The following is a 23,077-nucleotide window of genomic DNA, read 5'->3' on the forward strand; positions in this document are numbered from 1 at the left end:
ACGATGATACAAGGCGATAAGTTAAAACCAGGGTGGCAAGTTTGGCGGTTTGACCAGATAGCAACTAATGTCAATGAACGCATCGACAATCCAAGTGAAGCTGATGTTGAGTATTACGTTGGGTTAGAACACCTTGATCCAGATTCGCTAAAAATCCGGCGATGGGGTACGCCGTCTGACGTGGAAGCAACAAAGCTGTGCTTCCGCAAAGGGGATATTATTTTTGGTCGCCGTCGCGTTTATCAGCGTAAAGTTGCGGTTGCTGATTTTGACGGTATTTGTTCGGCACACGCTTTAGTCCTACGTGCCAAACCAGCAGTTGTTGACCCAGGTTTTTTACCTTTCTTTATGCAGAGTGACTTGTTTATGGAACGTGCCAAAGCAATTTCTGTAGGGTCTTTGTCGCCAACCATCAACTGGAAAACCCTTGCAAAGGAAGAGTTCGCCCTCCCACCACTGGAGGAGCAGAGGAAGGTAAGCGAAGTTCTTTTTGCAGTAGAAAAAACTATTGAGTGTTATGCAAAAGCAATCCTTACGGCGAAACGCAATCGAGAGTCCGTTGCTCGTCACCTATTCCTGGCTGATAAGAGCGTGCAAAATACTCCATTAAAACATGTAATAGCAGATTCTCGCTATGGTCCCAGATTCAGTAATTCGCTTTATGACGATAACGGAGAGCTTTATCAACTTCGGACGAGTGACATAGATGGTGATGGCAATATTAATTACTGCACCATTCCGCGAGTAAGTCTAAGTGTTGATAAATACAAGGAACATTTATTGAAAGATGGAGATGTTGTGATTAGCCGCAGTGGCACATGCGGGATTACAGCAGTTTTTCGTTCTAATAATATCCCCACAATTCCTGCGGCATTCCTCATTCGGCTTAGACCTAACAGCAAGATGCTTGCAAATTACTTAAACGAATTTTTATCATCCCCTGTAGGACAGCAGCTTACGTCTTCTCTAGCACGAGGGGGTGTTCAGAAAAACATTAGCGGTTCACAACTTTTGGCACAAGATGTCCCATGTCCCAATATTGAACGACAAAAGCAGGTAGTAACCACTTTATATGATTTAAGGTCTACTGAAAACCATTTAAGAGATAGAGTAATTTATTTACAAGAGCTTAGGCGTATACTTATAAACTTTATTCTTGTAGATTCAGTATGACTACCTTCAACGAAGCCAACACCGTCGAAGCCTTTGTGCGTGACCTCCTTTGTGGCAAGGTCACAGCAATCGCACCCCCTGCCCCAGGCATATCACGTAAAAGTAACAAACTTAACGGTGTCGGCTGGCACTTCCTACCCGCCCAACACATCCCCCGCCAGCCGCAAGATGTCTTCGTTGAATCCTTCCTCCGCGATGCCCTCATCCGTCTTAACCCAGAAATCACCGCTAATCCCAACCGTGCTGAAGAAGTATTGTACCGCCTGCGGGCAATTGTGCTATCGGTGCGTAGCGATGGGATTATCAGGGCAAACGAGGAATTTACCGCCTGGTTGCGTGGCGATCGCTCGATGCCGTTTGGCGAAAACCACGAACACACCACGGTACGCCTGATTGATCCCACAAACCTCGATAACAACCAATATATCGTAACCACCCAGTACACCTTCCGTGCTGGTCCCGCTGAACGCCGTGCTGATTTGGTATTGCTGATAAATGGCTTGCCCCTGGTGCTGATTGAAGCCAAAACCCCGGTGAGGAAAGCGGTAAGTTGGGTTGATGGGGCATTACAGGTACATGACGATTACGAGAAAAACGTCCCGGAACTGTTTGCCTGCAATGTGTTCAGCGTCGCTACAGAAGGCAAAGAACTGCGCTATGGTTCTATCAGAATGCCCGTTGAGTTATGGGGTGTGTGGCGGTTGGATGATGACGCACCCCCATCAAGCCTTGCGTCCCTCAAGCACACAATTACCTCCCTGCTACGCCCCTGGGTGATTCTGGATATTCTGAACCACTTCACCTTATTCGCTACAGACAAGAAAAAGCGCCGTTTAAAAATTGTTTGTCGTTATCAACAGTATGAAGCCGTCAACCGTATCGTTGACCGCGTGGTAGCGGGTCAACCCAAGAAAGGGTTAATCTGGCATTTCCAAGGGTCAGGAAAATCTTTGCTGATGGTGTTCGCCGCGCAAAAGATGCGGCTGCAAGTACAATTACGTAACCCAACAGTATTAATTGTCGTAGTTCGCATTGACCTTGATGCCCAAATCAGCGCCACCTTTCACGCCTCAGATATCCCTAATTTGGTGAAAGCAGAAACCCGTGCGGAGTTAGGAAAGCTACTCAAACAGGATACCCGCAAAATCATCATCACCACAATTTTCAGGTTTGGCGAAGCCGATGGTGTCCTGAACGACCGTGATAACATCATCGTACTGGTAGACGAAGCCCATCGCACCCAGGAGGGCGATTTGGGTATAAAAATGCGTGCTGCCTTACCAAATGCTTTCTTGTTTGGCTTTACCGGAACACCTATTAATCGCAGCGACAGAAACACCTTCTACGCCTTTGGGGCAGAAGAAGACGAACGCGGTTACATGAGCCGTTACGGCTTTGAAGAATCCATCCGCGACGGGGCAACACTACCACTGCATTTTGAGCCGCGCTTGCTGGAACTGCATATTGATAAAGATGCCATTGATCAAGCCTATGCCGAGTTAACAGGGGGCTTGTCCGACTTAGACAGGGAAAACCTTGCCAAAGCAGCCTCTAGAATGGCAGTGCTGGTTAAAGTACCCGACCGGGTTGCAAACATCTGTGCCGACATCGCCCAACATTATCAGGAAAAAGTCGCCCCCAACGGTTTTAAGGCAATGGTTGTCACCTATGACCAGGAATGCTGTCTGCTGTACAAAGCCGAATTGGACAAACACCTGCCCAGCGAAGCCAGCGAAATTGTTATTTCCGCCACGGGCAAAGATGAACGCTTTAAACCTTATAATCGCACCCGTGACCAAGAAGAAAAACTACTAGACAGGTTCCGCGACTCCAACGACCCGATGAAAATCTTGGTAGTGACAGCCAAGCTGCTGACCGGGTTTGATGCGCCCATCCTGCAAGCGATGTATTTGGATAAGCCCCTGAAAGCGCATACCCTCCTGCAAGCGATTTGCCGCACCAACCGCACTTACGGCGACAAGAAAACCCACGGATTGGTGGTAGATTACCTGGGTGTGTTTGATGATGTTGCACAAGCGCTGGAATTTGATGAACAAAGCTTCCGGCAAGTCGTATCGGGTATTGCCAAACTGAAAGACCAACTTCCTGGTGTAATACAGAAGTGTCTTGCCTACTTCCCAGGAGTAGACCGCACCTTGACGGGATATGAAGGACTTATCGCTGCCCAAGATTGTCTGCCCAACAACGATGTCCGCGATACCTTTGCAGCTGATTACAGCTACCTTGCTGATTTGTGGGAAGCACTATCACCCGACCCCATCTTGCAACAACATGAGGTGGATTACAGGTGGCTGTCTCAAGTTTATGTGTCCGTGCAACCAACAACGGGCATGGGTAAACTGATTTGGCACGCCCTAGGGGCAAAAACCATCGAACTGATCCACCAAAACGTCCATGTGGAAGCGGTGCGTGATGATCTTGACGAAATTGTACTAGATGCAGAACTGTTAGAAGTTGTCCTTAATTCCCCCGATCCGCACAAAAAATCTAAGGAAATTGAAATTAAAATCGCCCGTCGCCTTCACAAGCATATCGGTAATCCGCGCTTCCTGGCATTATCAGAGCGTTTGGAAGCCCTGAAAGAACGGCACGAGCAAGGGCAAATCTACAGCGTTACCTTCCTCAAGGAACTGCTCGACCTAGCCCGCGATTTAGTCCTAGCAGAGAAAGACACACCCGTTGAGGAAGACGAAGACAGGGGTAAGGCAGCACTGACCGAATTATTTATGGAAGTCCGCAACGACCAAACCCCGAAAATGGTTGAGCGAATTGTCAATGATATTGATGAAATCGTGCGTTTGGTCAGGTTTCCCGGTTGGCAGCAAACTAGCGCTGGGGAACGGGAAGTCAAGCAGGCATTGCGTAAAACCCTGTTGAAGTATGCGCTACATCAGGATAAGGAGTTGTTTGGGAAGGCTTATGAGTATATAAAACAGTATTACTAAATCGGTAGGGGGAGAGAAATAAGTGCGCTTTCCAGTAGTCATGCGATATAATTAATAACTAATTTTGTAGTTTAATCCGTACAACCACAGCTTCTAAAATTTTAAAAAATGCTGCTTTTTTGAAGATATATTTATCTGTCTAATTAACAATTATTGATTACTATCTCAAAAACTATTTGAGTAAAGCAGAATAAATAGTTTTTGAGAGATGGAAGTATTTCAAATAACGCTTTACATCTCCGATTTATAAGTACTTTTACTGGTTTCTCGTTATTTAGAATTTTTGAATTAACAAAATGGACACAGGTTATTTAGAATCATTGCTTTCAGGGTTAACATCCTTACCCCACGAAACAGAATGGGTTGAATTCAAAGTAAATAACAGTAGTCCAGATGATATAGGCGAATATTTGTCAGCATTATCAAATTCAGCTACTTTGCACGGCAAAAATACTGCTTATTTAGTTTGGGGTGTAAAGAACGATAACCATGAAATCATCGGTACTACTTTTAAGCCTCGATTAGAAAAAATTGGAAATCAAGAATTAGAAAATTGGTTAGCGACACAATTATCCCCTCGAATCAATTTTAAAATACATGATTTTCCTTACGAAGGTAAAGATATAGTAATTTTTGAAATACCCAAAGCGACTCACGTTCCTGTAGGTTTTAAAGGAACTGAATATATTCGTGTAGGAAGTTGCAAACAAAAACTTAGAGATTTCCCTGAAAAAGAACGACAACTATGGGTTTTATTTTCTCTTGAACCATTTGAAAAAGGAATTGCTTCAGAACATTTAACGGCAGATGAAGTAATAAAAAATATAAATTATCCAGCCTATTTTGATTTAACCAAACAATCTTTACCTGATAATAGAGATGGCATTATAAATCGACTAGTTTCAGAAAAGCTTATTGTCAAAAGAATCGATAATAAATTTGATATAACAAATTTAGGTGTTATCCTCTTCGCTAAAGACTTGCAAGTTTTTGAGCGTTTGTCACGTAAAGCAATCCGGGTTGTAATTTACAAAGGAAAAAATCGGATTGAAACCCAGCGAGAGCGAACTGGCTTTAAAGGCTACGCTATTGATTATGAAGAAATAGTGGAGTTTATTAATGACCAATTACCTAAAAATGAACGGATTGGTAAAGCTTTTCGTGAAGAACAACGAATGTACCCAGAAATTGCCATTCGAGAATTAGTTGCAAATGCAATTATTCACCAAGATTTTAATATAACTGGAACTGGACCAATAATTGAAATTTTCTCTGATAGGATTGAGATTACCAATCCAGGCGTTCCGCTTATCGATACAATGCGGTTTATTGACGAACCACCTCGTTCTCGTAACGAAGACTTAGCTGCTTTCATGCGTCGTATAAATATTTGCGAAGAGCGGGGAAGCGGTATTGACAAAGTTATCAATGCGGTAGAACTTTTTCAGTTACCAGCCCCAGAATTTAGGGTGACAAATAATCACACACAAGTAACTCTTTTTGCTTACAAAAAATTGACTGATATGGATAAAGCAGATAGAGTTCGAGCTTGTTACCAACATGCTTGCTTACGCCATGTCTCAAATGACCACATGACAAACTCATCATTACGAGAGCGTTTCTCCATAAAAGACGAAAATTATTCGATGGCTTCCCGTATTATTTCTGACACAATCAATGAAGGCTTGATCAAACCCTACGATCCAGAGAATACATCTAGAAAACACGCCAAGCGCCAAGTATGTACCATTTTGGGCGTGAATCCCCTAACCGCTAAATATGTATAATTCTTATGTGACTGTCATGTGACTGAGAAGGCTGATCGGCATTATATTTCAAAATGCAAAAACCTTGAAACCCATACTTGAAGCCAGTTTGCGCTGTTACCTCACTTGTGATTCTTATGTGACTGTTATGTTTACACTTGGCTTTAGTAAGAGCCAAAAGCCGTATTTTGCTACTATGGCTTTATTAAAGGGAACGGCGATCGCTATTCTTCAAGCAGGCTTTAATAATGCTTTTGATACTTTGCCATTTCTGCAAAGGATGTAAAACATCGCGGACAATGCCCTTCCACCCATAAAGCTGGTATGGTAAAAGGCTTTTCACAAATAGGGCATTTTGATAGCAAGCGTAACTTGTGGCGAGCCTCTTTCAGAGGAGCTTCGCTAACGCATCCTACCGTTACTTTAAATTGCCACTCAATTTGATGACATGGCGACTCTGCATAACAGTGTCCACATAATCTAATGGGACTGTGCTTCATTCCTACACCAGGTGGAGGTAGCATTTCTCGCAATCTATCAGCTTCAACTTCTACTACAGTTGCTAGCGCTTCTAATTCTTGATGAGTAGGAAAAGGATTGAAATAAAACTTTTCCCAACGTGCTAACACCGCCCCAAGCCCTGCGACATCACCCAATCCACTAGCGGCAGAAAATTTATTTCCTTTTTCTCGTCGAAATCTACCTAAAAAATGGCTGATACTTTCTCCCTCATAAGGCATCAATTTGGGAACTAGGATTATCAAATCCCAAATAAAACCCTACTAAGCAACGGGAGTAGGAGTCGATAACAATCGTTAGCCAAGGACGATCTAAAACTCCATACTCGTCTACAAGCCTCACGTCTAAACGAGTATGGTCACATTGCCAAACATCATTACTGCACTCTACCTCCAGTTCTCGCCCATCACGGGTCATGTGCGTTAGTCGTTCCCCTAACATACCTGGGCTTCGTGCTTTTAACTTTCTCTGCTTCTCTTCGATATATTCATCAAGAATTCGATAGACTGACTGATGGCTGGGGTATTCTCCTTTGTTCAGGTTAAGTTGCTTGGCTCTGCCTTTGACCCTAAGAAAAACTTGATGTCGGGTCATCCGCTTGCTACCTTCATTGCCTTTCTTAAAAGTATCAATAATAAAATCAATCCATTCTTGGTCAAGACGATACTTTCCTTTATCTGATCGCGTAGTCGCTAGCCCAACCAATCTTTCTTCTCGCCATTTCTTCAGTAAGCGCTCTACTTGGCGAATTGACACACCTAGCTTTTCGGCAGCTTCTTTCTTTCTAATCGCATAGGTTTTGCGATCGCATGGCTCAGTCAAACTTTGAATGACCTCCATCCGGAAATTAACTTCATCTGTAAGCAATTCGTTAGATGGAAGCTTATGGCTGTTTATCAACTTACCCTTATACCTGACTTGAGGATGCTCATCGTCCGTATCCATCACAAGAGAATTTTGTGAATCCTGAGACATTTTCCACCTCACAGCAATAAGTGGAGGATTTCTCGCTCTTAATAAAACTAATGTACTATCAAACGTCTCACTTTACGACATTTAATTTATGAAAAATAATTAAGCGTATTTTCCGCTTATCCAAATAAACGACATTTAATTAGTGAAAAAATACCGTTAGCGACTTATAATATGTGAAACTAACAAAAAGTAGCCAAAATCACCTTCAAAATAAAACCTTGCATGGCAATGGTTTTAGGAATAAAGCAACGACATCAAATTGTGAAATAGCGACATTTAATTTGTGAATGTACAATTCTGAACTACGTCCCCACCAGTAGCCTAACGGTTGCGTTCAGCGGCGGTAGACAACCTTTGCTACCCCACAGGCGGCTTTCGTCCGTCCGCTGCAACGCGATTGTTAGAAGGTGCTACGACTATATTTAGAGCGGGATCTGCTTGGTTTTTGGCTTGAACAACTCGTGTAGATTTGAGAATAGATGGACCGGGCTAACTGTAAAGCCAGCAAAGGTGGTACTGCATTTCCAACTTGTGTAAATTGACGCGCAGGGGGACCACAAAAAACGAAATCATCAGGGAATGTCTGTAGTCTCGCTGATTCCCTAACAGTTAAAGTGCGAGGACAGATGGGATGCAGATGAGATCTTCCGCCACCCTTTGTACCTCCACTTATTACCGTTTTAGATGGCAGATTAGGATTTAATCGATCAACTCGTCCAAGCTTATCTCGTCCTCCATAACTTAGCTCCATATACCTAATTATGGATTCTGCTTTGTGCTGTCGCGTTGCATGATTTTCTAAACCGTCTACTGGTTTTTCAAAGACTTTATAGCAGGGAACAATGTTTGAGCTTGGTTCAGGGAATACGAATTGGTTGGCTGTACGATGACCAAATACGAAAAGACGATTCCGATTTTGTGGTACACCATAATGTGCAGCATTTGCTACCACAGGTTCAGAGACGTTATATCCAGACTCTCCTAAAAGACTAAGTGCTTCGGATAATTGAGTCCCACTGTCTATGTCTAGTAAGCCTGTAACATTTTCAATCAGGAAAGCCTTTGGTCTAAACTGTTGAATGTACCAAACAAAGTCGAAGAGAAGATTTCCAAGTTCAGAATGAGAAAAACCAACTCTTTTAAAGTTTTCTCCTTCTTTCGAGAATCTTTGATTAGCAGCAATGCTGAAAGGTTGACAAGGTGGACCTCCTGTAAAAATTCCTTCAAATGGAATTGAGATACCAAGCATTAACTTCAGGATTGTAAAAATTTCTTTTCTATTTCGGACATCCCCGCTGTATTCAGGTGGCCCTATCACAACCCAATCAGGTCGGTTCAACCTAATTGTTTGGCAAAAAATCGAGTTGACTTCGATCGATGCTAGGTGTTGAAAGCCTGCAGATTCAAAGCCAATATCTAAACCACCTGCACCAGAGAAAAAGCTAACTATTGGAACACCATGATTTTCAAAATCAAAATTATCAGGCGTTAGAAATTGAGCAGAACTAGGAGTAACAGGTGTGTTCTCTCTATATCTGAGAACGTCATAGCTTAACCCAAGACGTTCTAATTCACTGTGAAGATCTATTTTTTTTGAAATACATTTATTTAAAATAAATAACTGCTCATCAACAGAAAGTTTTGCAGCCAAGTTCATAGCTGAATTGCCTCCTTTGCTGATTGATATACTTCTCTAGCTTCATCTTTAGACAGAAAATCATTAATTGAACTTCTTTCAAACCATCGTTTGTAATATACGTGAACGCTTCGATGACAATTAGGGCATAAACCTACAATGTCTTCTAGGGATGTTCCTTCACCTGTAATGGAGTAGCCTCTTGCAGCAACTCTTGAAGAGCGATCGCACCTCTTCAAAGTTCTCTGTTTTAATGAGAAACGCCATAAATTAGATTGGCGTAGGTTAAGGTTACAGAAAAAGCTACGGTAAGTACACCTCACCCAGCAGCACTTCTTGACTTGCCCCTGTAGCGGTTGGTAAGTTACCAGGAGTACCCGATTGTCGCCAGTATGCCAAAACTGCAAAGGCGATCGCTTCTTTAAAATCGGCACTCAAACCAACTTCATCTGTTGTTAAGACTGGTACTGATGCCAACAGCTGTTGTAACCGACTTTTCAGATAAAGATTGCGACTGCCACCCCCGCACAATAACACCCGCTGTGGCATTTGTGGTAGAAAAGTGCGGTAACTGTGAACAATCGAAGCTGCCGTTAGTTCTGTGAGAGTTGCCAAAAAGTCGGCTGGACTGAGTTGGTATGCTTCGGCGTCTTGTAAACACTGTTGCAAATATGTTACACCGAATAACTCTCGACCCGTAGATTTGGGGGGTGGTAGATGAAAGTAGTCTTGGCTTAGCCATTCTTCTACTAAGGGATAGCAGGGAGTGCCACTCGCCGCCCAATTGCCATTTTCATCGTAGCTTTTGGCACCATCCGTTAAATGCTGCACCGCCAAATCCAAAAGACTATTTGCAGGTCCTGTATCCCAAGCGCGAATTTTTTCTAACCAGTTGTCCCGACGAAGTGGTATGTAAGTAACATTACCAATACCTCCAAGATTTTGTATACAACGTGCTTCTTGAGGATGGCTGAGTAAAGCCGCATCTATCCGAGGTACGAGGGGCGCACCATGACCTCCCACAGCAATATCCGCTACACGCAGGTTACTCACTGTCGTTATACCTGTCAAATTAGCAATGACCGCACCGCGACCGATTTGGAGGGTGTAACCGAGTGGGGATGAGGAAGTATTTGCTCCCTTATCTCCCCCGGTGGGTGGTCTATGGAAAACGGTTTGACCGTGAGAACCAATCAAAGTGGCTTTTTCGTGACCAATTTGAATATTTTGCGCTGCTTGGGCAAAAGCAAAGGCGATCGCATCATCTAATTCTGCCAACTCTGCCATTGAGATGGCAACGCCTGCACACACTGCTAAGATGCGTTCTCTGAGATCCGCTGGGTAGGGATATGTTGCACCAGCTACCAACTCAATTTTGATATCTAAATTTGTACCAGAAATATCTACCAAGGCAGCGTCTATACCATCTACAGACGTGCCACTGATTAAACCTATTACAATCATTTAATTTTAAACCGCAGATGGACGCAGATAATAATTATCTCAAAATTATCATTCCTGCATCGAACGATTGAACCCATTATTTCTCTCAACGGATTTCTCAGCGGAAATAATATGTAAATCGATGTTTTTCAGCAAGCGCAGCAATTTATGGGTTAAAGACCCTTTGAGGAGGATTTGCCAACGTGTACGCTGACTTGCACCTATAACAATTTGGGTGATGCGGTATTTTTCAGCGACTTGGGCGATCGCCTCGGCTATGTCAGTGCTGGTGTGACGAATGAATGTACCGTCAAATTCTTTACATAACTTTTCACAAGTTTCTATATATAGGCTTTCTTCCTTTGTGAGGAAGCGGTCTGGCTCGGCAACGAACACAACATATAGAGGGGCATTCATGTAGCTAGCAATTCTAGCTCCCCGTCGTAACAATTGTACTGAGTTGGGATAAGTGGATACACACACCAAAACCCGCTCGTGAATATTGCAAAATAGACCTTGTGGAGTCGAGGCAACGGCATTTTCCTCAATGTTGTCCGCCACTTCCCGCAGTGCTAACTCTCGTAAAGCAATCAGGTTGCGGCGTTGGAAAAAGTTATCGAGCGATTGTTGAATTTTTTGCGGTGCGTAGATTTTGCCTTCTAGCAAGCGTTCTTGCAGCGTTTCTGGTGTAACATCTACTACGACAACCTCCGAAGCTTCCTCTAGGATGCGGTCAGGAATGCGCTCTCGTACTACCACCCCAGTAATCCTTGCTACCAGGTCATTGAGGCTCTCCAGATGCTGAATATTCATTGTGGAGTAAACATCAATACCTGCTGCCAAAATGATTTCGACATCTTGGTAGCGTTTTTCTCGTAGCGAACCTGGGACATTGGTATGTGCTAGTTCATCGACTAACACTAACTGAGGCGATCGGGCTATGATTGCATCTGTATCCATTTCTGTGAGAATCAACTCACCCCGAGGAATTTCCTTGCGCTTTACTATCTCCAACCCTTGAGCCTTTTGCGCCGTTTCCTTACGTCCGTGAGTTTCCAACAGCCCAATCACGACATCAATACCTTCATGTTTCAGCGAATGGGCTTCTTCCAACATCCGGAAGGTTTTGCCTACTCCGGGAGCCATGCCAATGTAAATTTTGTGTTTACCGCGCCGTGCTGGACTCAAGTCATAAGGGGCAGAAGGTACGGATTTAGTGCCTGCTTCTTTTGAGTTATTTTTACCGAGAAGCTCATGCTTATCAATCATGAAAGTGTTGACTTATATGCTTTAATATGGTGGCACTGCTACCAACGAATAGTCCAACAAAACTAATGACTCAAAATTAATGAGTAATGTAGAGACGTTGCATCCGAAAGTTCTACATTAATGACCGAAGAAAGACCACATAATAGGAACTCAGTAGTCAGAATAGTAAAAGGATATAACCCGGTTAAACAAGTTAAAAGTTAAAAAAAATATTGAATTCTTCTTTCTTTTTACTTTTTACTTGTTGTGGGGTCTTTTTTAAATCCCCTAACGTTTCGGCTTCGCTCAACGTTAGCTTCGAGCGTAGCCGAGGGGCTAAATTTATTTATGGGGATGCCGTTCCTGTGTTCTGTGTTCTGTGTTCTGTGTTCTTCTTAAGACTTATCTATTTTACTGACGGTTAAACTCATCTAAATCAAGGGCGTAATTTAATTTTAAAACATTAACTCCAGGCTCTCCAAAAATGCCTAAAAATCTGCCCTCGGTATACTTATTAATTAAAGGAAGTATCTCATCTGGTCTGACACCACGAGCACGAGCAACCCGATCTAACTGCTCCCGTGCTGCTTTCACTGAAATATGCGGATCTAAACCCGAGCCAGAGGTGTAAATTAGCTCTGCTAAGGGTTGAATATTTTCATCTTTGAGGCGATTTGCCTCTTCCACAATTCGCTTCAGTAATTCTGGGCTGCTAGGAGCGAGATTACTCGCCCCAGAAATACCAGTAGGATTGCCTTGTTTTCCTTGGCTATATCTAATAGTACTGGGACGACCATGAAAATACTGTTCAGATCGGAACTGTTGACCAATCAAAGCTGAACCAATTTGTTCTCCCTGAATATTTTGCACTATGCTGCCCTGTGCCTTGTCTTTAAGGAAAGGGACTTGACCGACCAAAAGTATGAATAAAGGATAAATGATGGCGGTTAACAACCATAAAATCAGAGTGATACGAATTGCTTTAGCAATTTCTCTAAGAATAGACATACAAATTTTTCTACACCCTTTCAAATTTACTTTAAATAATCAAGAAAATTGTGTAGCTTAAAAGCGTTCTGGCTGAAAAACAACAACAAATAAGTAAACGATAACTGCCAAAGTCACCAATCCTAAAACGCCAATAGCCCAAGCAGAACGGCGTTCTAAAGTACCATCGGCAGCAGCATAAACTATGGGGGCAATGAGCAAATTCAGGCAAAGTGCCACAAAAATTGCAAGTGGCAACTTTTGAGAACGCCATTCCGACCAGACAAAAGAAATTGCCTCAACTATATTCATTGACAAAAGCTTATCCAACATATGAACTTTATTTCTCATATTCCTCTGCATTTCTCCTTCCTCTGCGTTCTCTGTGCCTGGTGCGGTTCCTTTCCTATTAAGCCAACCCCACTGCTGCAATCAAAATATCAATCAACTTAATCGCAATAAATGGCGCAATCACACCACCCAAACCATAAATCAAAATATTTCGTTGCAAAAGTTGATTAGCAGTCAAAGGTCTAAACTTCACACCCGTCAGTGCCAAAGGAATCAAAGCTGGAATAATCAAAGCGTTGTAAATTAAAGCCGACAGCACAGCAGAATTAGTACTAGCTAATTTCATGATATTCAAACTTCCCAGATTAGCTGAGGAAAATAACACCGGGATAATTGCAAAGTATTTAGCAATATCATTGGCGAGGGAAAAAGTTGTCAGCGCACCGCGAGTAATCAGCAATTGTTTTCCAATAGCAACAATATCAATCAGCTTTGTGGGATCAGAGTCCAAATCCACCATATTGGCGGCTTCTTTTGCCGCTTGAGTCCCGGTATTCATTGCGACTCCAACATTTGCCTGGGCGAGTGCTGGCGCATCGTTGGTACCGTCTCCGGTCATCGCTACCAGTTTGCCCAGCGCCTGTTCCCGTTGAATCACGGAAATTTTGTCTTCTGGGGTGGCTTCGGCAATAAAGTCATCAACTCCAGCTTCTTTGGCAATCACAGAAGCGGTAATGCGGTTGTCTCCAGTCAGCATAACGGTACGCACTCCCATCCGCCGCAACTGGTCAAAACGTTCGTGGATTCCTGGTTTGATAATGTCTTTGAGATAGATGACGCCGTAAATTTCACCATCAAGGGCGACTGCTAACGGTGTTCCTCCCAGTTGCGAAACTTTTGTGTATACTGCATCAAGTTCTGGTGAGTCTCGTCCATCTCGGGAACGGACAAATCCCTTAATGGCTGATACCGCACCTTTACGCACTTGACTTCCATTCGGCAAGTTTGTGCCACTCATGCGGGTTTTTGCTGAAAATTCTATGGCTTGGGACCTTTCGTGGTCAAAATCAATCTTTGCCCCTAATCTTTCTGCCAGTCGGACAATTGATTTTCCCTCAGGTGTATCATCAAACACACTCGCTGTCAAAGCCACATTGGCAATTTCCTCTACAGAGTGTCCGTTGATGGGGATAAACTCTTCTGCCAAGCGGTTGCCCAAGGTAATTGTCCCTGTTTTATCGAGAACCAGTGTATTGACATCACCACACGCTTCTACAGCTCGTCCGGAGGTGGCTATGACGTTAAACTGGGCAACTCGGTCCATACCAGCAATACCGATCGCACTCAGTAACCCTCCAATGGTAGTGGGAATCAACGCGACTAACAAAGCAACCAATATCGCCACACTGATTGGACTTCTGGCATAGCTGGCGATCGCACTCAGACTCACCACGACAAACAGAAACACCAAAGTCAGAACCGCGAGTAACACCGTCAGGGCAATTTCGTTCGGTGTTTTGCTGCGTTCCGCCCCTTCTACCAAGGCAATCATTCGGTCAATAAACCCTTTACCAGGGTCTGCACTGATGCGGATAATCAGCTCATCGGAGATAATCCGCGTACCGCCGGTGACAGAACTGGCGACATCTGAACCTGTTTCCTTCAGCACTGGCGCAGATTCCCCGGTAATTGCCGATTCATCCACACTGGCGACACCCATAATCACTTCCCCATCGGCGGGGATCACATCACCAGCAACCACGTACACCGTATCACCCTGCCGCAAGCTGGTGGAAGAAACTTCACTCATTGAACCATCAGGAGCGAGTTTTTTGGCAATTGTTTCTGACTTGGTTGATCTTAAGGCATCCGCTTGGGCTTTACCCCGCCCCTCTGCCACCGCTTCGGCAAAGTTGGCAAATAAAACGGTGAACAACAGAATTACCGTAATCAATCCGTTAAAAAGTCGTAGGTTCTTGCCTGAAACTGGACCAAACAAATAAGGGTCGATGGTCACAAGTAAGGTGATAATGGTGCCAACCCAAACTAAGAACATGACTGGGTTTTTGATCGCGTTTTTGGGATTGAGCTTGACAAAAGCATCAATGATTGCTCTTTGGTAAAGCCCTTTCGTGTTTACCCGCGATTGTTTGCGTGCTTGGCGGCGATCGCTTTTACGAGGAGAAGGTTTGGATGAAGGGTTTGCGGAATCCATAATATTAGATTAGCGATTAGCGATTAGCGATTAGGGATAGTCAACAGTACCAGCCGCAGTGAACAGTACCAGCATGGTACTTGATAACTGAAAACTGGTAACTGATAACTGATAACTGATAACTGTCGCCAGTTCCCAGTCCCCAGTCCCCAGTTTCTTTATCTTTTGGGGGGTTCTTTGCGAGTCGAGTGTGGCTCACCGAGACAGCCACTTGCTCCACTTGGGCAAAGCCCAAGACCGCAGTGGCTCACCGAGGCAAGCATTTACTAGAGGTATTGCGTCTAGTAAATGTGGTACAATCAAAAACACAAGGAAGGACTTTCATTTTAAAGTGGCCCACACTCTTTGCGTTGCTGGCGATATGGTCTTCATGGAAGACTTGGACTATCGCACCAGTGCCAAAGGGATGCTTGGAAAACATATGCTTGATGCTGGGTTTGGTCAGTTTAGAACCATCGTCAAGTATGTATGCTGGAAGCGTGGAAAGTTCTTCGGTGAAGTTGATGCGAGGGGGACTTCTCAAGAATGTCCCGAATGCGGTGTTGAAGTCAGAAAAGACTTGAGTATTAGAGTTCATCATTGTCCTCCGCAGTGGGTACAGAACTGATAGGGACGTAGCAGCAAGTCAAAATATTAGAAATCGAGGTATAGCCCTCATTAGTACCGCAGGGCTTGCGGGAAAGGAAACTGCTTGTGCAGACGAGCTACCGGGGGTTGAGGTAACTCAATCTAGGCAAGTGTCGAAATCCCACAAGGGAACAACCAGGAAAGCCAAGAAGTGATTCGAGGATACGCCCACACTGTAATCAAAGATTACAGTGTGGGAGGATGTCACTTAATGGGACTAGCAAGGTTAAAACCTTCGGCTATTGGTCCTAAAGCCAAAACGGGGAAAAATGTCAGCACACCCAAAATCAAAATGACACCAGCTGTGACAGTCGTAAATAGCCTAGAGTCGGTTCTCAGGGTGCCCGGGGTTTCGGGTACTGGTTGTTTGCGTGCCATGCTGTCTGCTAAAAGCAAAATGGCAATAATCGGAATGTAACGTCCCACTAATATGCTGAAACAAGCGCTTAAGTTCCACCACAAGCTGCTATCGCCTAACCCCTCTAAGCCAGAACCATTGTTGGCGCTAGCTGAGGCGTATTCATACACCACTCGCGAGATGTTGTGAAATTCCGGGGAACCGGTATATCCAGGCGGCGGAATTTGAAATGCTAAGGTACTGGGAAATGCCAAAGCAATGGCAGTGGGAATCAAAACCGCAATTGGGTGAATCAGCAGCACTACGCTAGCAAGGACAATTTCTCGCTTTTCTATTTTGCGCCCCAAAAACTCTGGTGTCCGCCCTACCATAAGTCCTGTAAGAAACACGGTGAGAATTAAATAAATGAATAAGTAGGCGGTTCCTGTTCCTTGCCCACCCCAAACAATCTGCAAAAATAAGTTTAATAACGTGGAAAACCCTCCCGCTGGCATGAAGGAATCGAGCATTCCATTGACTGCACCACACATGCTTCCGGTGGTTGCGATCGCCCACAATGCCGTTTGTGACCAGCCAAACCTGACTTCCTTGCCCTCTAAATTCGGCTGTTCCAATCCCAATGTGTTATTAACAATGGGATTGCCTTGATACTCGCCAACCGCTGTAATACTCAGCAAAACCGCAAAGATGGCAAAAACCATCCAGAAAAGCAGCCAAGCTTGCTTGGTGTTGTTGGCAAACAAACCGTAGGTGTAAATCAACGCCGCTGGAATACAAATCATGGCGATGATTTCTATTAAGTTAGAAGCACTATTGGGATTTTCAAACGGGTGTGCCGAATTCATCGCAAAAAAGCCGCCGCCGTTTTCTCCTAACTGTTTGATTATCTCAAATGTTGCCACTGGACCTCTGGCTATATATTGCGTTGCTCCCTCCAAGGTTGTCACCTGTAAAGGACCATTCAATGTTTGCGGTACACCCAGTGTGAGCAGTGCGATCGCACCTACAATTGAAATTGGCAGTAATATGCGCGTAATTGAGCGCGTCAGATCCACGTAGAAATTTCCCAGTGGTCTACCTGTCAAACCCCTAATAAAAGCAATTCCTACTGCCAACCCGGTAGCGGCTGAGGTAAACATCAAAAAAGCTAAAGCTGCCGTTTGGCTGAAATAACTTAAGGTTCTCTCACCAGAGTAATGCTGCTGGTCGGTATTTGTTAAAAATGAAATCGTGGTGTGCAGGGTGATGTCCCATTTAGGAGCAGCGAATCCAAGAGGATTCCAGGGTAAGAATTTCTGAAAAGATATGAGCAGAAACACCACAACACCCATAATAATGTTGCTGTAAAGCACTGCTTTGGCATACTGCCAACCCGTCATCTCGTCTTTTGTGCGTATACCAGCTAATGTAAAAATAATTCGTTCTACAGGTTTCATGACTGGGTCAAGCAGCGTGTTTTCTTCCAAGAAAACACGCGCTATATATCTGCCCAATAGCGGAGTTATTGCTATCACTATACACAGCGTTACGCCAATTTGAAAAAATCCTTGTCCCATTTATCTAGCCAAAATTATAGATGGAGCATCTGAAATATTTTTGAAGTCAAAATGACTTCAAAAATCTCTTGATTACTTTGAGCTTTACTTATAAATTTAATTTCTATTTTTAATTTGCTATATCATCTCTCCTAATTTCATTTTCTGCTTTTTTTTAAACTCCATTTTCTGCTTTTTTTATTTAAAATTTATTTTTTGCATCTGTCTTTAGGTATACTATATTTTCTATTATCAACAAAATTTTGACTAAAAAATACATATTTTTGAATTTTAGGTAGTATTGCGCTCTACTTATAAGCAAATCAAATAACCACTTTTTAGCACAAAATGAGCTTGCTTATTAACTCTGTTCTTAAGAGATATCACATTTTTACCAGAGCCAGCAATTATCTATTTGGTATAACGATCTATAGATGTGTTGATATAGGTGAAAGCAAGGTTCTATATATATTGATATATAGCGATCCGTGCAGGAGTTGTGAGATATCTATTGAAAGCGTAGACGCCCAGCGCCGTACCGTAGGCTAGAGCGCAAAGAAAGGAGAAAAAGAGGGTTCTCACGTAGCCGAAGGCAGCCCGTAGGGCTTATGATTTAGGATTGCTATAGGTCAGAAAAGGATGAGAGTATAAAGTATAAAGTGAAAAGTCCTTAAAAGGATTATTAGAGGGGGTGACAACAGGGAAGATTTTTCGTTTGATAGCAATAGTATTTAAATAAGAATTCCAACTCAATGAGATTATCAGTCAGATTGTAATTTATCTCATTCTTTATTAAAAGCTTACGATGTGGTTTTGGTTATTGAAAATCAAAGAAAATATCTTGACGAAGAACGAACGAGGACTGATTTACGGGTTGATAACTGGTGGATTTGCCGTAGTGATGACGCTGGAATATTTGACGCCGCCTGAGTACGTGTTTGGCTACCTGTACACCGGAACGATTTTGTTAGCAAACTCCCGATTAACTCGCAAGGCTGTCTTTGGCGTGACGCTAGCGGCGGCTGGATTAACACTGTTAAATTTGTTTCGTCCCTGAAGTGGAAATGATTCATGCGCCAAGAGTGGTAAATCGGTTAATTGCTGTGATTGTACTGCTGGTAACCGGAGGCGCGTATAGAAATCGTAGCCAAGAAAGTGCCAATTATTAATGACCTTTAAAACGTGACCGTCTGTTGGTACGATGACGGTAACCCTAACCCCAGCCTAGAGCGGGTGATGAAGAAAGCTATGCGCTCTTGTGAGCCAATTTTCTTGTACCGCTATGGTGGTAAGGTGAGCGACCTCCCAATGGTCACTACTGGCGAATGATGGGGGAACACCCATCAATGAGGATTTATCAGTTGGAAGTTAGGGACGATAAGTGATTTTTCGGTTGTTCGCTTCCCTGTTTAAGTTACTATTTTTCCGGGATGACGATAAAAAATATGATAAATTTTTGGGATGATAATCACGCTTAAAAATTCCGAAATCAAACTGACAGTTAGACCAGACCTCGGTGGTCGTATCGACCAACTGCAAGACGTCCAAACTGAACACCAATGGCTTTGGCATCCAGAAGGCTATGACGAGTCGCAAACGAGAACGCTTGCATTAGGCGCGTCCTTCGACGACAATTGGACAGGTGGCTGGGATGAGATTTTTCCTAACGATGCAGCAGGTATGTTTCAAGGTCGCCACCTGGTTGACCACGGGGAGTTATGGTCACAGGCGTGGGAGATTGTTGAAACGTCCAATAAAAGCGTGAAGATGGTGCGTTCTTGTCAAACTGTGCCAGTGAGGGTAGAAAAGATAATTCTACTTGATGAGAACAAGCCAGAAGCCAAAATTGAGTACCTGTTCCAGAACGAGTCCGATGAAACGATTCCGTTTTTGTTTAAACAGCACGCGGCGATTGCCCTTAGGGCAGTGCGCTCCGCGCAATCGCCATAAGAGAGGGCGACGAAATTCTGTTACCGGATTGTGTGATTGAGCCTGCGGTTCTTGAATTTAGTAAAATCATCGGTCGTCAAGAGAAAACCCGCTTTCCCAAAGCTTTGGCGGCGGATGGAAGGGAAATTGAAGTGCAGCGCACACCACCGCGTTCTTCACAACTACAAGAGTTTTATTACAGCTCAAATTTGGCTAGAGGAGAATGCGGGATTCGCAATTCGCGATCGCAATCTGCTCTACTCATGAATTTTGACACCACCGATTTTCCTTATGTCTGGGTATTTCAGAGTTACGGTGGGTGGCACAATCATTACGTGCTTGTACTAGAGCCTTGCACAAATATTCCCTACGATTTAGAGATTGCTTGCCGTAATGGCACTTGTGCACAGCTCTTACCGCATTCGGCACAACGTCGTACTTTGACCGTTCGCTTACAGCACTTTTAGGAGCGTGTTGTTCGCCGCCTTGCATGAGTTTAACTCATGAAAGCCGTGGAAAAACTACAGTTCAGCTAAAAAAGGTAACTTATAAGCGAGAGTGAAGATGTGATTGAGCGATTAGATCCGAGTTACCTACAAATGAGCTTGGAACGGGGTTAAGTAGGTCGGCGTAAATAATTATCGTTGGGATAAGGCAGGGAGCAGGGATTAGAACCGACTAAGAAAGCTGTACTTGAGGCGAAGGCGAAATATTCGGCGATGGGTTTAGAGGGGGATGCTTTTGAGAAAGCGATCGCTAAAGTCGCAATTGGAGGCGATGCCTACGGCACGCTGCGCGAACGCCAACAGCCGTTGTATAACCTTAGTGAATTTACGTTTCAGAAATTATTAGAGGATTCGGAGGGGATTGCTGATAATCTTAGAGCTTATATCAATGGGTTTTCGCCTCTAGCACGGGATATTTTTGAGAAATTTGAGTTTGATAACGAAATCCAGAAGTTAGATGAAGCTAACCGTCTTTTTGAGGTGATGAAGGCGATCGCTAGTCCTGAAGTTGATTTATCTCCGGCGAAACTCTCTAATCTACGAATGGGTTATCTGTTCGAGGAACTGGTGAGAAAGTTTAACGAGCAGGCGAACGAAGAAGCCGGAGATCACTTTACACCGCTTCATAAAGCATGGACAAATATGCCCAGCCTTGGTGGTCAGTCGCTGAGATTAGTTAGATTTGGTAACTATGTGATACGAAAACCGCCTCGCCACCGCCTCAAAGAGAAATCTTTCTTGGGTATGAATGGATAAGGCGGTCTTGTGGTTAATTAATTTTGATGAATTAAAGGATTTACTAGATTTTGCTTCTGATGCTGAACTCAAGGAATTTTTGAAACAGAAAAATATTATTCATTCTGCGGGGTTACTCAATTTATATGGTGCTTGTGCTGATATTGATTTTGCAATGGATGATTTAGGGATTTCTCCTGAAACAGATGATGATTTAATCGGGATTTTTGATGAATAGTAATTCTTTAATTTCTTTACTAGATACGAATGTTTGTATCATGTATCTCAAAGGGAGGTCATTGAGCATTAATAATCATATTGATAACCTATAAGGTGAAAAAATTGCGGTTTGCTCTGTAGTAAAGGCTGAGTTATTTTATGGCTAGATGCGTAGCAATAATCCTCAAAAGAGTTTAAATATACAACTGTTGTTTCTGTATCAGTTTGTATCTCTACCATTTGATGATAGCTGTGCGGAAATTTATGGCAAGATTCGGGCAGATTTAGCAAAGGCTGGAACTCCTATTGGCTCAAATGATATACAAATTGCTTCTATTGCTTTAGCAAACAATTTGATTCTAGTCACTCACAATGTCAGCGAGCTTAGTCGAGTTGAAGGGTTACAGATTGAAGATTGGGAAGTTATGTAATGGGTAAGTATCAGGGTTATGAGAAGTATAAGGATTCTGGTGTTGAGTGGTTAGGGGAGATTCCTAAACATTGGAAAACTATCCGATTGAGAAATGCTTGTTCAGATATTTTTTTGGGATTGACAGGAAAGGTCGATTATGTAGATTTTGGTGGATTCCCACTTGTAAGAGCTATTAATATTAAGAATGAAAAATTAGATTTTTCAGATATTCGTTTTATTTCAGAAGAACAACACAAGTTCTTAACAAAAAAACATAAAGCAAAAAAAGATGATGTATTATTAACTAAATCTGGAAGTATAGGAGTCGCAGCTTTAGTTGACACAGATCAAGAATTTAGTATCTATGAAAGTATTTTTGTCTTAAGGGCAATTCAGAATATTATTCTTCCAGTATTTCTTCTTCGTTTTATTACAAGTGATTACTGTACAGCAAAATACAAAAGAAATATTGTAGGTATGGGTGTAGGACACTTAAATATGTCCGATATTATAGATGTAACTATCGCTCTACCACCACTAGATGAACAACAAGATGTCCTCAATACGAACCAAAACAAGCCAACTTAGTCGAAGAGGCACAAATCATGGAAATTGTCACCAGTTGGATGCAGAAAGAAATTGAACAAGGAATTGAACAAGGAGAACAAAAAATTGTTAAAAAGCTAGTAAAACGGCGATTTAATAATATTGATTCCGCCTTGGAAAGTCGTATTGACTCCTTATCTTTAGAACAAATAGAAAATCTAGCGGATGCAATTTTTGATTTCCAATCTTTAGAAGACCTCATCAATTGGTTAGACCAACAAAATTAATTTACTCTTTAGAGGATCTTTTAAAAGATGTAGGGTGTGTTGTCGCACAGCGCAACGCACCTTGAATTGTTTACGGTGCGTTAGCCTACGGTATAACACACCCTACATTAGATTAATTCACGTTTATACTTAATTATGTTTATACTTCACACCTCATGCACACGGAAGAGAAATTTGAGGACATCATCGAACGGGAACTCCTGCAACTGAGTGGCTATCACCAAAGTAACCCAGCCGACTACGACGCAGATACAGCCCTTTTCCCCACAGAAATCATCAACTTTATCCGAACAACCCAACCCAAACAATGGGAACGCCTAGCGAACACTAGCCCCAGTGATGCCCAGAAAATCATTATAGATAGTCTCACCAAAGAACTCAAAAGCCGAGGAATGCTTGATGTCCTCCGCAATGGCTTCAAATGCTACGGTAAAACCCTGCGAGTTGCCTACTTCCAGCCAAACACAGGTATGAACCCAGAAACCTTGGCACTCTACGAAAAAAATCGCCTCACAATCACCCGCCAAGTCACCATCAAAACTGGACGTATTCCCGATATTCTCCTCAGCATCAACGGTTTACCCATCGCTACCATCGAACTCAAAAACCCCTTCACCGGGCAAACCTACCAAAACGCCATTCACCAATACAAATAGTGCGACTCGTTTCTGGTAGGAGCCTCTAGAAAATAGAGGGGTATGACC

Annotated in this window: 22 protein-coding genes and 1 pseudogene; 14 read left to right on the top strand and 9 right to left on the bottom strand. The window is 43.1% G+C overall.

Annotated features, from left to right (window positions below; translation table 11 throughout):
- The first annotated feature begins 3 nt into the window (after positions 1-3).
- The 3 genes from ACM0OZ_RS03495 to ACM0OZ_RS03505 all read left to right on the top strand — a co-directional run bounded on the left by ACM0OZ_RS03495 (position 4) and on the right by ACM0OZ_RS03505 (position 5,926).
- Positions 4-1,173 (top strand): restriction endonuclease subunit S, encoded by a 1,170-nt coding sequence (locus tag ACM0OZ_RS03495; protein ID WP_414581431.1) that lies wholly within the window; start codon positions 4-6, stop codon positions 1,171-1,173.
- Positions 1,170-4,139: a type I restriction endonuclease subunit R gene (locus ACM0OZ_RS03500; protein ID WP_414581432.1), complete on the top strand. Its 2,970-nt coding sequence runs from the start codon at positions 1,170-1,172 to the stop codon at positions 4,137-4,139. Before ACM0OZ_RS03495 ends, ACM0OZ_RS03500 begins: the two co-directional genes overlap by 4 nt.
- Before the next feature lie 296 nt (positions 4,140-4,435).
- On the top strand, positions 4,436-5,926 hold the full coding sequence (locus tag ACM0OZ_RS03505) for an ATP-binding protein (RefSeq protein WP_414581433.1): 1,491 nt from the start codon (positions 4,436-4,438) through the stop codon (positions 5,924-5,926).
- A 221-nt stretch (positions 5,927-6,147) separates the two neighbouring features.
- Here ACM0OZ_RS03505 and ACM0OZ_RS03510 read toward each other — a convergent pair whose 3' ends face one another.
- From ACM0OZ_RS03510 to kdpB, 8 genes are all read right to left on the bottom strand, one after another.
- Complete coding sequence (locus ACM0OZ_RS03510; protein WP_414581434.1) at positions 6,148-6,645, bottom strand: hypothetical protein; 498 nt, start codon at positions 6,643-6,645, stop codon at positions 6,148-6,150.
- Complete coding sequence (locus ACM0OZ_RS03515) at positions 6,635-7,399, bottom strand: helix-turn-helix domain-containing protein (protein ID WP_414581435.1); 765 nt, start codon at positions 7,397-7,399, stop codon at positions 6,635-6,637. Before ACM0OZ_RS03515 ends, ACM0OZ_RS03510 begins: the two co-directional genes overlap by 11 nt.
- A gap of 400 nt (positions 7,400-7,799) precedes the next feature.
- Positions 7,800-9,056 carry a DNA cytosine methyltransferase gene (locus ACM0OZ_RS03520; protein WP_414581436.1) on the bottom strand — a complete coding sequence of 419 codons (1,257 nt, stop codon included), beginning with the start codon at positions 9,054-9,056 and terminating at the stop codon, positions 7,800-7,802.
- 282 nt (positions 9,057-9,338) lie between these two features.
- A complete protein-coding gene (locus ACM0OZ_RS03525; RefSeq protein WP_414581437.1) occupies positions 9,339-10,499 on the bottom strand; it encodes an anhydro-N-acetylmuramic acid kinase in 1,161 nt (386 codons plus the stop codon).
- 48 nt (positions 10,500-10,547) lie between these two features.
- Positions 10,548-11,747, bottom strand: coding sequence for a universal stress protein (locus ACM0OZ_RS03530; RefSeq protein WP_414581438.1), 1,200 nt, complete (start codon positions 11,745-11,747; stop codon positions 10,548-10,550).
- Between the two features lie 390 nt (positions 11,748-12,137).
- A complete protein-coding gene (gene kdpC, locus ACM0OZ_RS03535; protein WP_414581439.1) occupies positions 12,138-12,734 on the bottom strand; it encodes a K(+)-transporting ATPase subunit C in 597 nt (198 codons plus the stop codon).
- A 57-nt stretch (positions 12,735-12,791) separates the two neighbouring features.
- On the bottom strand, positions 12,792-13,064 hold the full coding sequence (locus tag ACM0OZ_RS03540) for a potassium-transporting ATPase subunit F (protein ID WP_414581440.1): 273 nt from the start codon (positions 13,062-13,064) through the stop codon (positions 12,792-12,794).
- A 58-nt stretch (positions 13,065-13,122) separates the two neighbouring features.
- Positions 13,123-15,219 carry a potassium-transporting ATPase subunit KdpB gene (gene kdpB, locus ACM0OZ_RS03545; RefSeq protein WP_414581441.1) on the bottom strand — a complete coding sequence of 699 codons (2,097 nt, stop codon included), beginning with the start codon at positions 15,217-15,219 and terminating at the stop codon, positions 13,123-13,125.
- A 190-nt stretch (positions 15,220-15,409) separates the two neighbouring features.
- On the opposite strand from kdpB, the gene ACM0OZ_RS03550 reads away from it, so the two are divergent.
- Positions 15,410-15,826, top strand: a complete 417-nt coding sequence (locus tag ACM0OZ_RS03550; protein WP_414581442.1) for an RNA-guided endonuclease InsQ/TnpB family protein — start codon at positions 15,410-15,412, stop codon at positions 15,824-15,826.
- A 224-nt stretch (positions 15,827-16,050) separates the two neighbouring features.
- On the opposite strand, the gene kdpA is transcribed toward ACM0OZ_RS03550, so the two are convergent.
- Positions 16,051-17,760 (bottom strand): potassium-transporting ATPase subunit KdpA, encoded by a 1,710-nt coding sequence (gene kdpA, locus ACM0OZ_RS03555; RefSeq protein ID WP_414581443.1) that lies wholly within the window; start codon positions 17,758-17,760, stop codon positions 16,051-16,053.
- An 820-nt stretch (positions 17,761-18,580) separates the two neighbouring features.
- Here kdpA and ACM0OZ_RS03560 point away from each other — a divergent pair.
- The 10 genes and pseudogenes from ACM0OZ_RS03560 (at position 18,581) to ACM0OZ_RS03605 (ending at position 23,029) form a co-directional block, all read left to right on the top strand.
- On the top strand, positions 18,581-18,796 hold the full coding sequence (locus ACM0OZ_RS03560) for a hypothetical protein (RefSeq protein ID WP_414581444.1): 216 nt from the start codon (positions 18,581-18,583) through the stop codon (positions 18,794-18,796).
- Positions 18,797-18,921: 125 nt separating this feature from the next.
- The gene (locus tag ACM0OZ_RS03565) at positions 18,922-19,068 is read left to right on the top strand and encodes a hypothetical protein (RefSeq protein WP_414581445.1); all 147 of its coding nucleotides are present in this window, start codon (positions 18,922-18,924) and stop codon (positions 19,066-19,068) included.
- Positions 19,069-19,200: 132 nt separating this feature from the next.
- Positions 19,201-19,689 (top strand): hypothetical protein, encoded by a 489-nt coding sequence (locus tag ACM0OZ_RS03570; RefSeq protein ID WP_414581446.1) that lies wholly within the window; start codon positions 19,201-19,203, stop codon positions 19,687-19,689.
- Between the two features lie 32 nt (positions 19,690-19,721).
- On the top strand, positions 19,722-20,135 hold the full coding sequence (locus ACM0OZ_RS03575; protein ID WP_414581447.1) for a DUF4432 family protein: 414 nt from the start codon (positions 19,722-19,724) through the stop codon (positions 20,133-20,135).
- Positions 20,136-20,387: 252 nt separating this feature from the next.
- On the top strand, positions 20,388-20,930 hold the full coding sequence (locus ACM0OZ_RS03580) for a type I restriction-modification system subunit M N-terminal domain-containing protein (protein ID WP_414581448.1): 543 nt from the start codon (positions 20,388-20,390) through the stop codon (positions 20,928-20,930).
- Positions 20,923-21,147 (top strand): hypothetical protein, encoded by a 225-nt coding sequence (locus tag ACM0OZ_RS03585; RefSeq protein WP_414581449.1) that lies wholly within the window; start codon positions 20,923-20,925, stop codon positions 21,145-21,147. Before ACM0OZ_RS03580 ends, ACM0OZ_RS03585 begins: the two co-directional genes overlap by 8 nt.
- Positions 21,140-21,559, top strand: a pseudogene (vapC, locus tag ACM0OZ_RS03590) (type II toxin-antitoxin system tRNA(fMet)-specific endonuclease VapC). The gene ACM0OZ_RS03585 and the pseudogene vapC overlap by 8 nt, the downstream one beginning before the upstream one ends.
- A complete protein-coding gene (locus ACM0OZ_RS03595; RefSeq protein WP_414581450.1) occupies positions 21,559-22,128 on the top strand; it encodes a restriction endonuclease subunit S in 570 nt (189 codons plus the stop codon). The pseudogene vapC and the gene ACM0OZ_RS03595 overlap by 1 nt, the downstream one beginning before the upstream one ends.
- A gap of 17 nt (positions 22,129-22,145) precedes the next feature.
- A complete protein-coding gene (locus ACM0OZ_RS03600) occupies positions 22,146-22,373 on the top strand; it encodes a DUF4351 domain-containing protein (RefSeq protein WP_414581451.1) in 228 nt (75 codons plus the stop codon).
- Positions 22,374-22,528: 155 nt separating this feature from the next.
- The gene (locus ACM0OZ_RS03605; RefSeq protein WP_414581452.1) at positions 22,529-23,029 is read left to right on the top strand and encodes a type I restriction endonuclease; all 501 of its coding nucleotides are present in this window, start codon (positions 22,529-22,531) and stop codon (positions 23,027-23,029) included.
- Positions 23,030-23,077: the final 48 nt, after the last annotated feature.

The sequence above is a fragment of the Scytonema sp. PCC 10023 genome, assembly GCF_963920835.1.
Classification (GTDB): domain Bacteria; phylum Cyanobacteriota; class Cyanobacteriia; order Cyanobacteriales; family Nostocaceae; genus Kalymmatonema.

Coding starts and splice junctions, on each gene's coding strand:
- ACM0OZ_RS03540 (WP_414581440.1), bottom strand. CDS start 13,064: ATGAGAAATAAAGTTCATATGTTGGATAAGCTTTTGTCAATGAATATA.
- ACM0OZ_RS03510 (WP_414581434.1), bottom strand. CDS start 6,645: ATGCCTTATGAGGGAGAAAGTATCAGCCATTTTTTAGGTAGATTTCGA.
- ACM0OZ_RS03530 (WP_414581438.1), bottom strand. CDS start 11,747: ATGATTGATAAGCATGAGCTTCTCGGTAAAAATAACTCAAAAGAAGCA.
- ACM0OZ_RS03570 (WP_414581446.1), top strand. CDS start 19,201: ATGATAATCACGCTTAAAAATTCCGAAATCAAACTGACAGTTAGACCA.
- ACM0OZ_RS03605 (WP_414581452.1), top strand. CDS start 22,529: ATGCACACGGAAGAGAAATTTGAGGACATCATCGAACGGGAACTCCTG.
- kdpA (WP_414581443.1), bottom strand. CDS start 17,760: ATGGGACAAGGATTTTTTCAAATTGGCGTAACGCTGTGTATAGTGATA.
- ACM0OZ_RS03520 (WP_414581436.1), bottom strand. CDS start 9,056: ATGAACTTGGCTGCAAAACTTTCTGTTGATGAGCAGTTATTTATTTTA.
- ACM0OZ_RS03495 (WP_414581431.1), top strand. CDS start 4: ATGATACAAGGCGATAAGTTAAAACCAGGGTGGCAAGTTTGGCGGTTT.
- ACM0OZ_RS03585 (WP_414581449.1), top strand. CDS start 20,923: ATGGATAAGGCGGTCTTGTGGTTAATTAATTTTGATGAATTAAAGGAT.
- ACM0OZ_RS03500 (WP_414581432.1), top strand. CDS start 1,170: ATGACTACCTTCAACGAAGCCAACACCGTCGAAGCCTTTGTGCGTGAC.
- ACM0OZ_RS03600 (WP_414581451.1), top strand. CDS start 22,146: ATGGAAATTGTCACCAGTTGGATGCAGAAAGAAATTGAACAAGGAATT.
- ACM0OZ_RS03595 (WP_414581450.1), top strand. CDS start 21,559: ATGGGTAAGTATCAGGGTTATGAGAAGTATAAGGATTCTGGTGTTGAG.
- ACM0OZ_RS03580 (WP_414581448.1), top strand. CDS start 20,388: ATGGGTTTAGAGGGGGATGCTTTTGAGAAAGCGATCGCTAAAGTCGCA.
- kdpB (WP_414581441.1), bottom strand. CDS start 15,219: ATGGATTCCGCAAACCCTTCATCCAAACCTTCTCCTCGTAAAAGCGAT.
- ACM0OZ_RS03515 (WP_414581435.1), bottom strand. CDS start 7,399: ATGTCTCAGGATTCACAAAATTCTCTTGTGATGGATACGGACGATGAG.
- ACM0OZ_RS03505 (WP_414581433.1), top strand. CDS start 4,436: ATGGACACAGGTTATTTAGAATCATTGCTTTCAGGGTTAACATCCTTA.
- kdpC (WP_414581439.1), bottom strand. CDS start 12,734: ATGTCTATTCTTAGAGAAATTGCTAAAGCAATTCGTATCACTCTGATT.
- ACM0OZ_RS03525 (WP_414581437.1), bottom strand. CDS start 10,499: ATGATTGTAATAGGTTTAATCAGTGGCACGTCTGTAGATGGTATAGAC.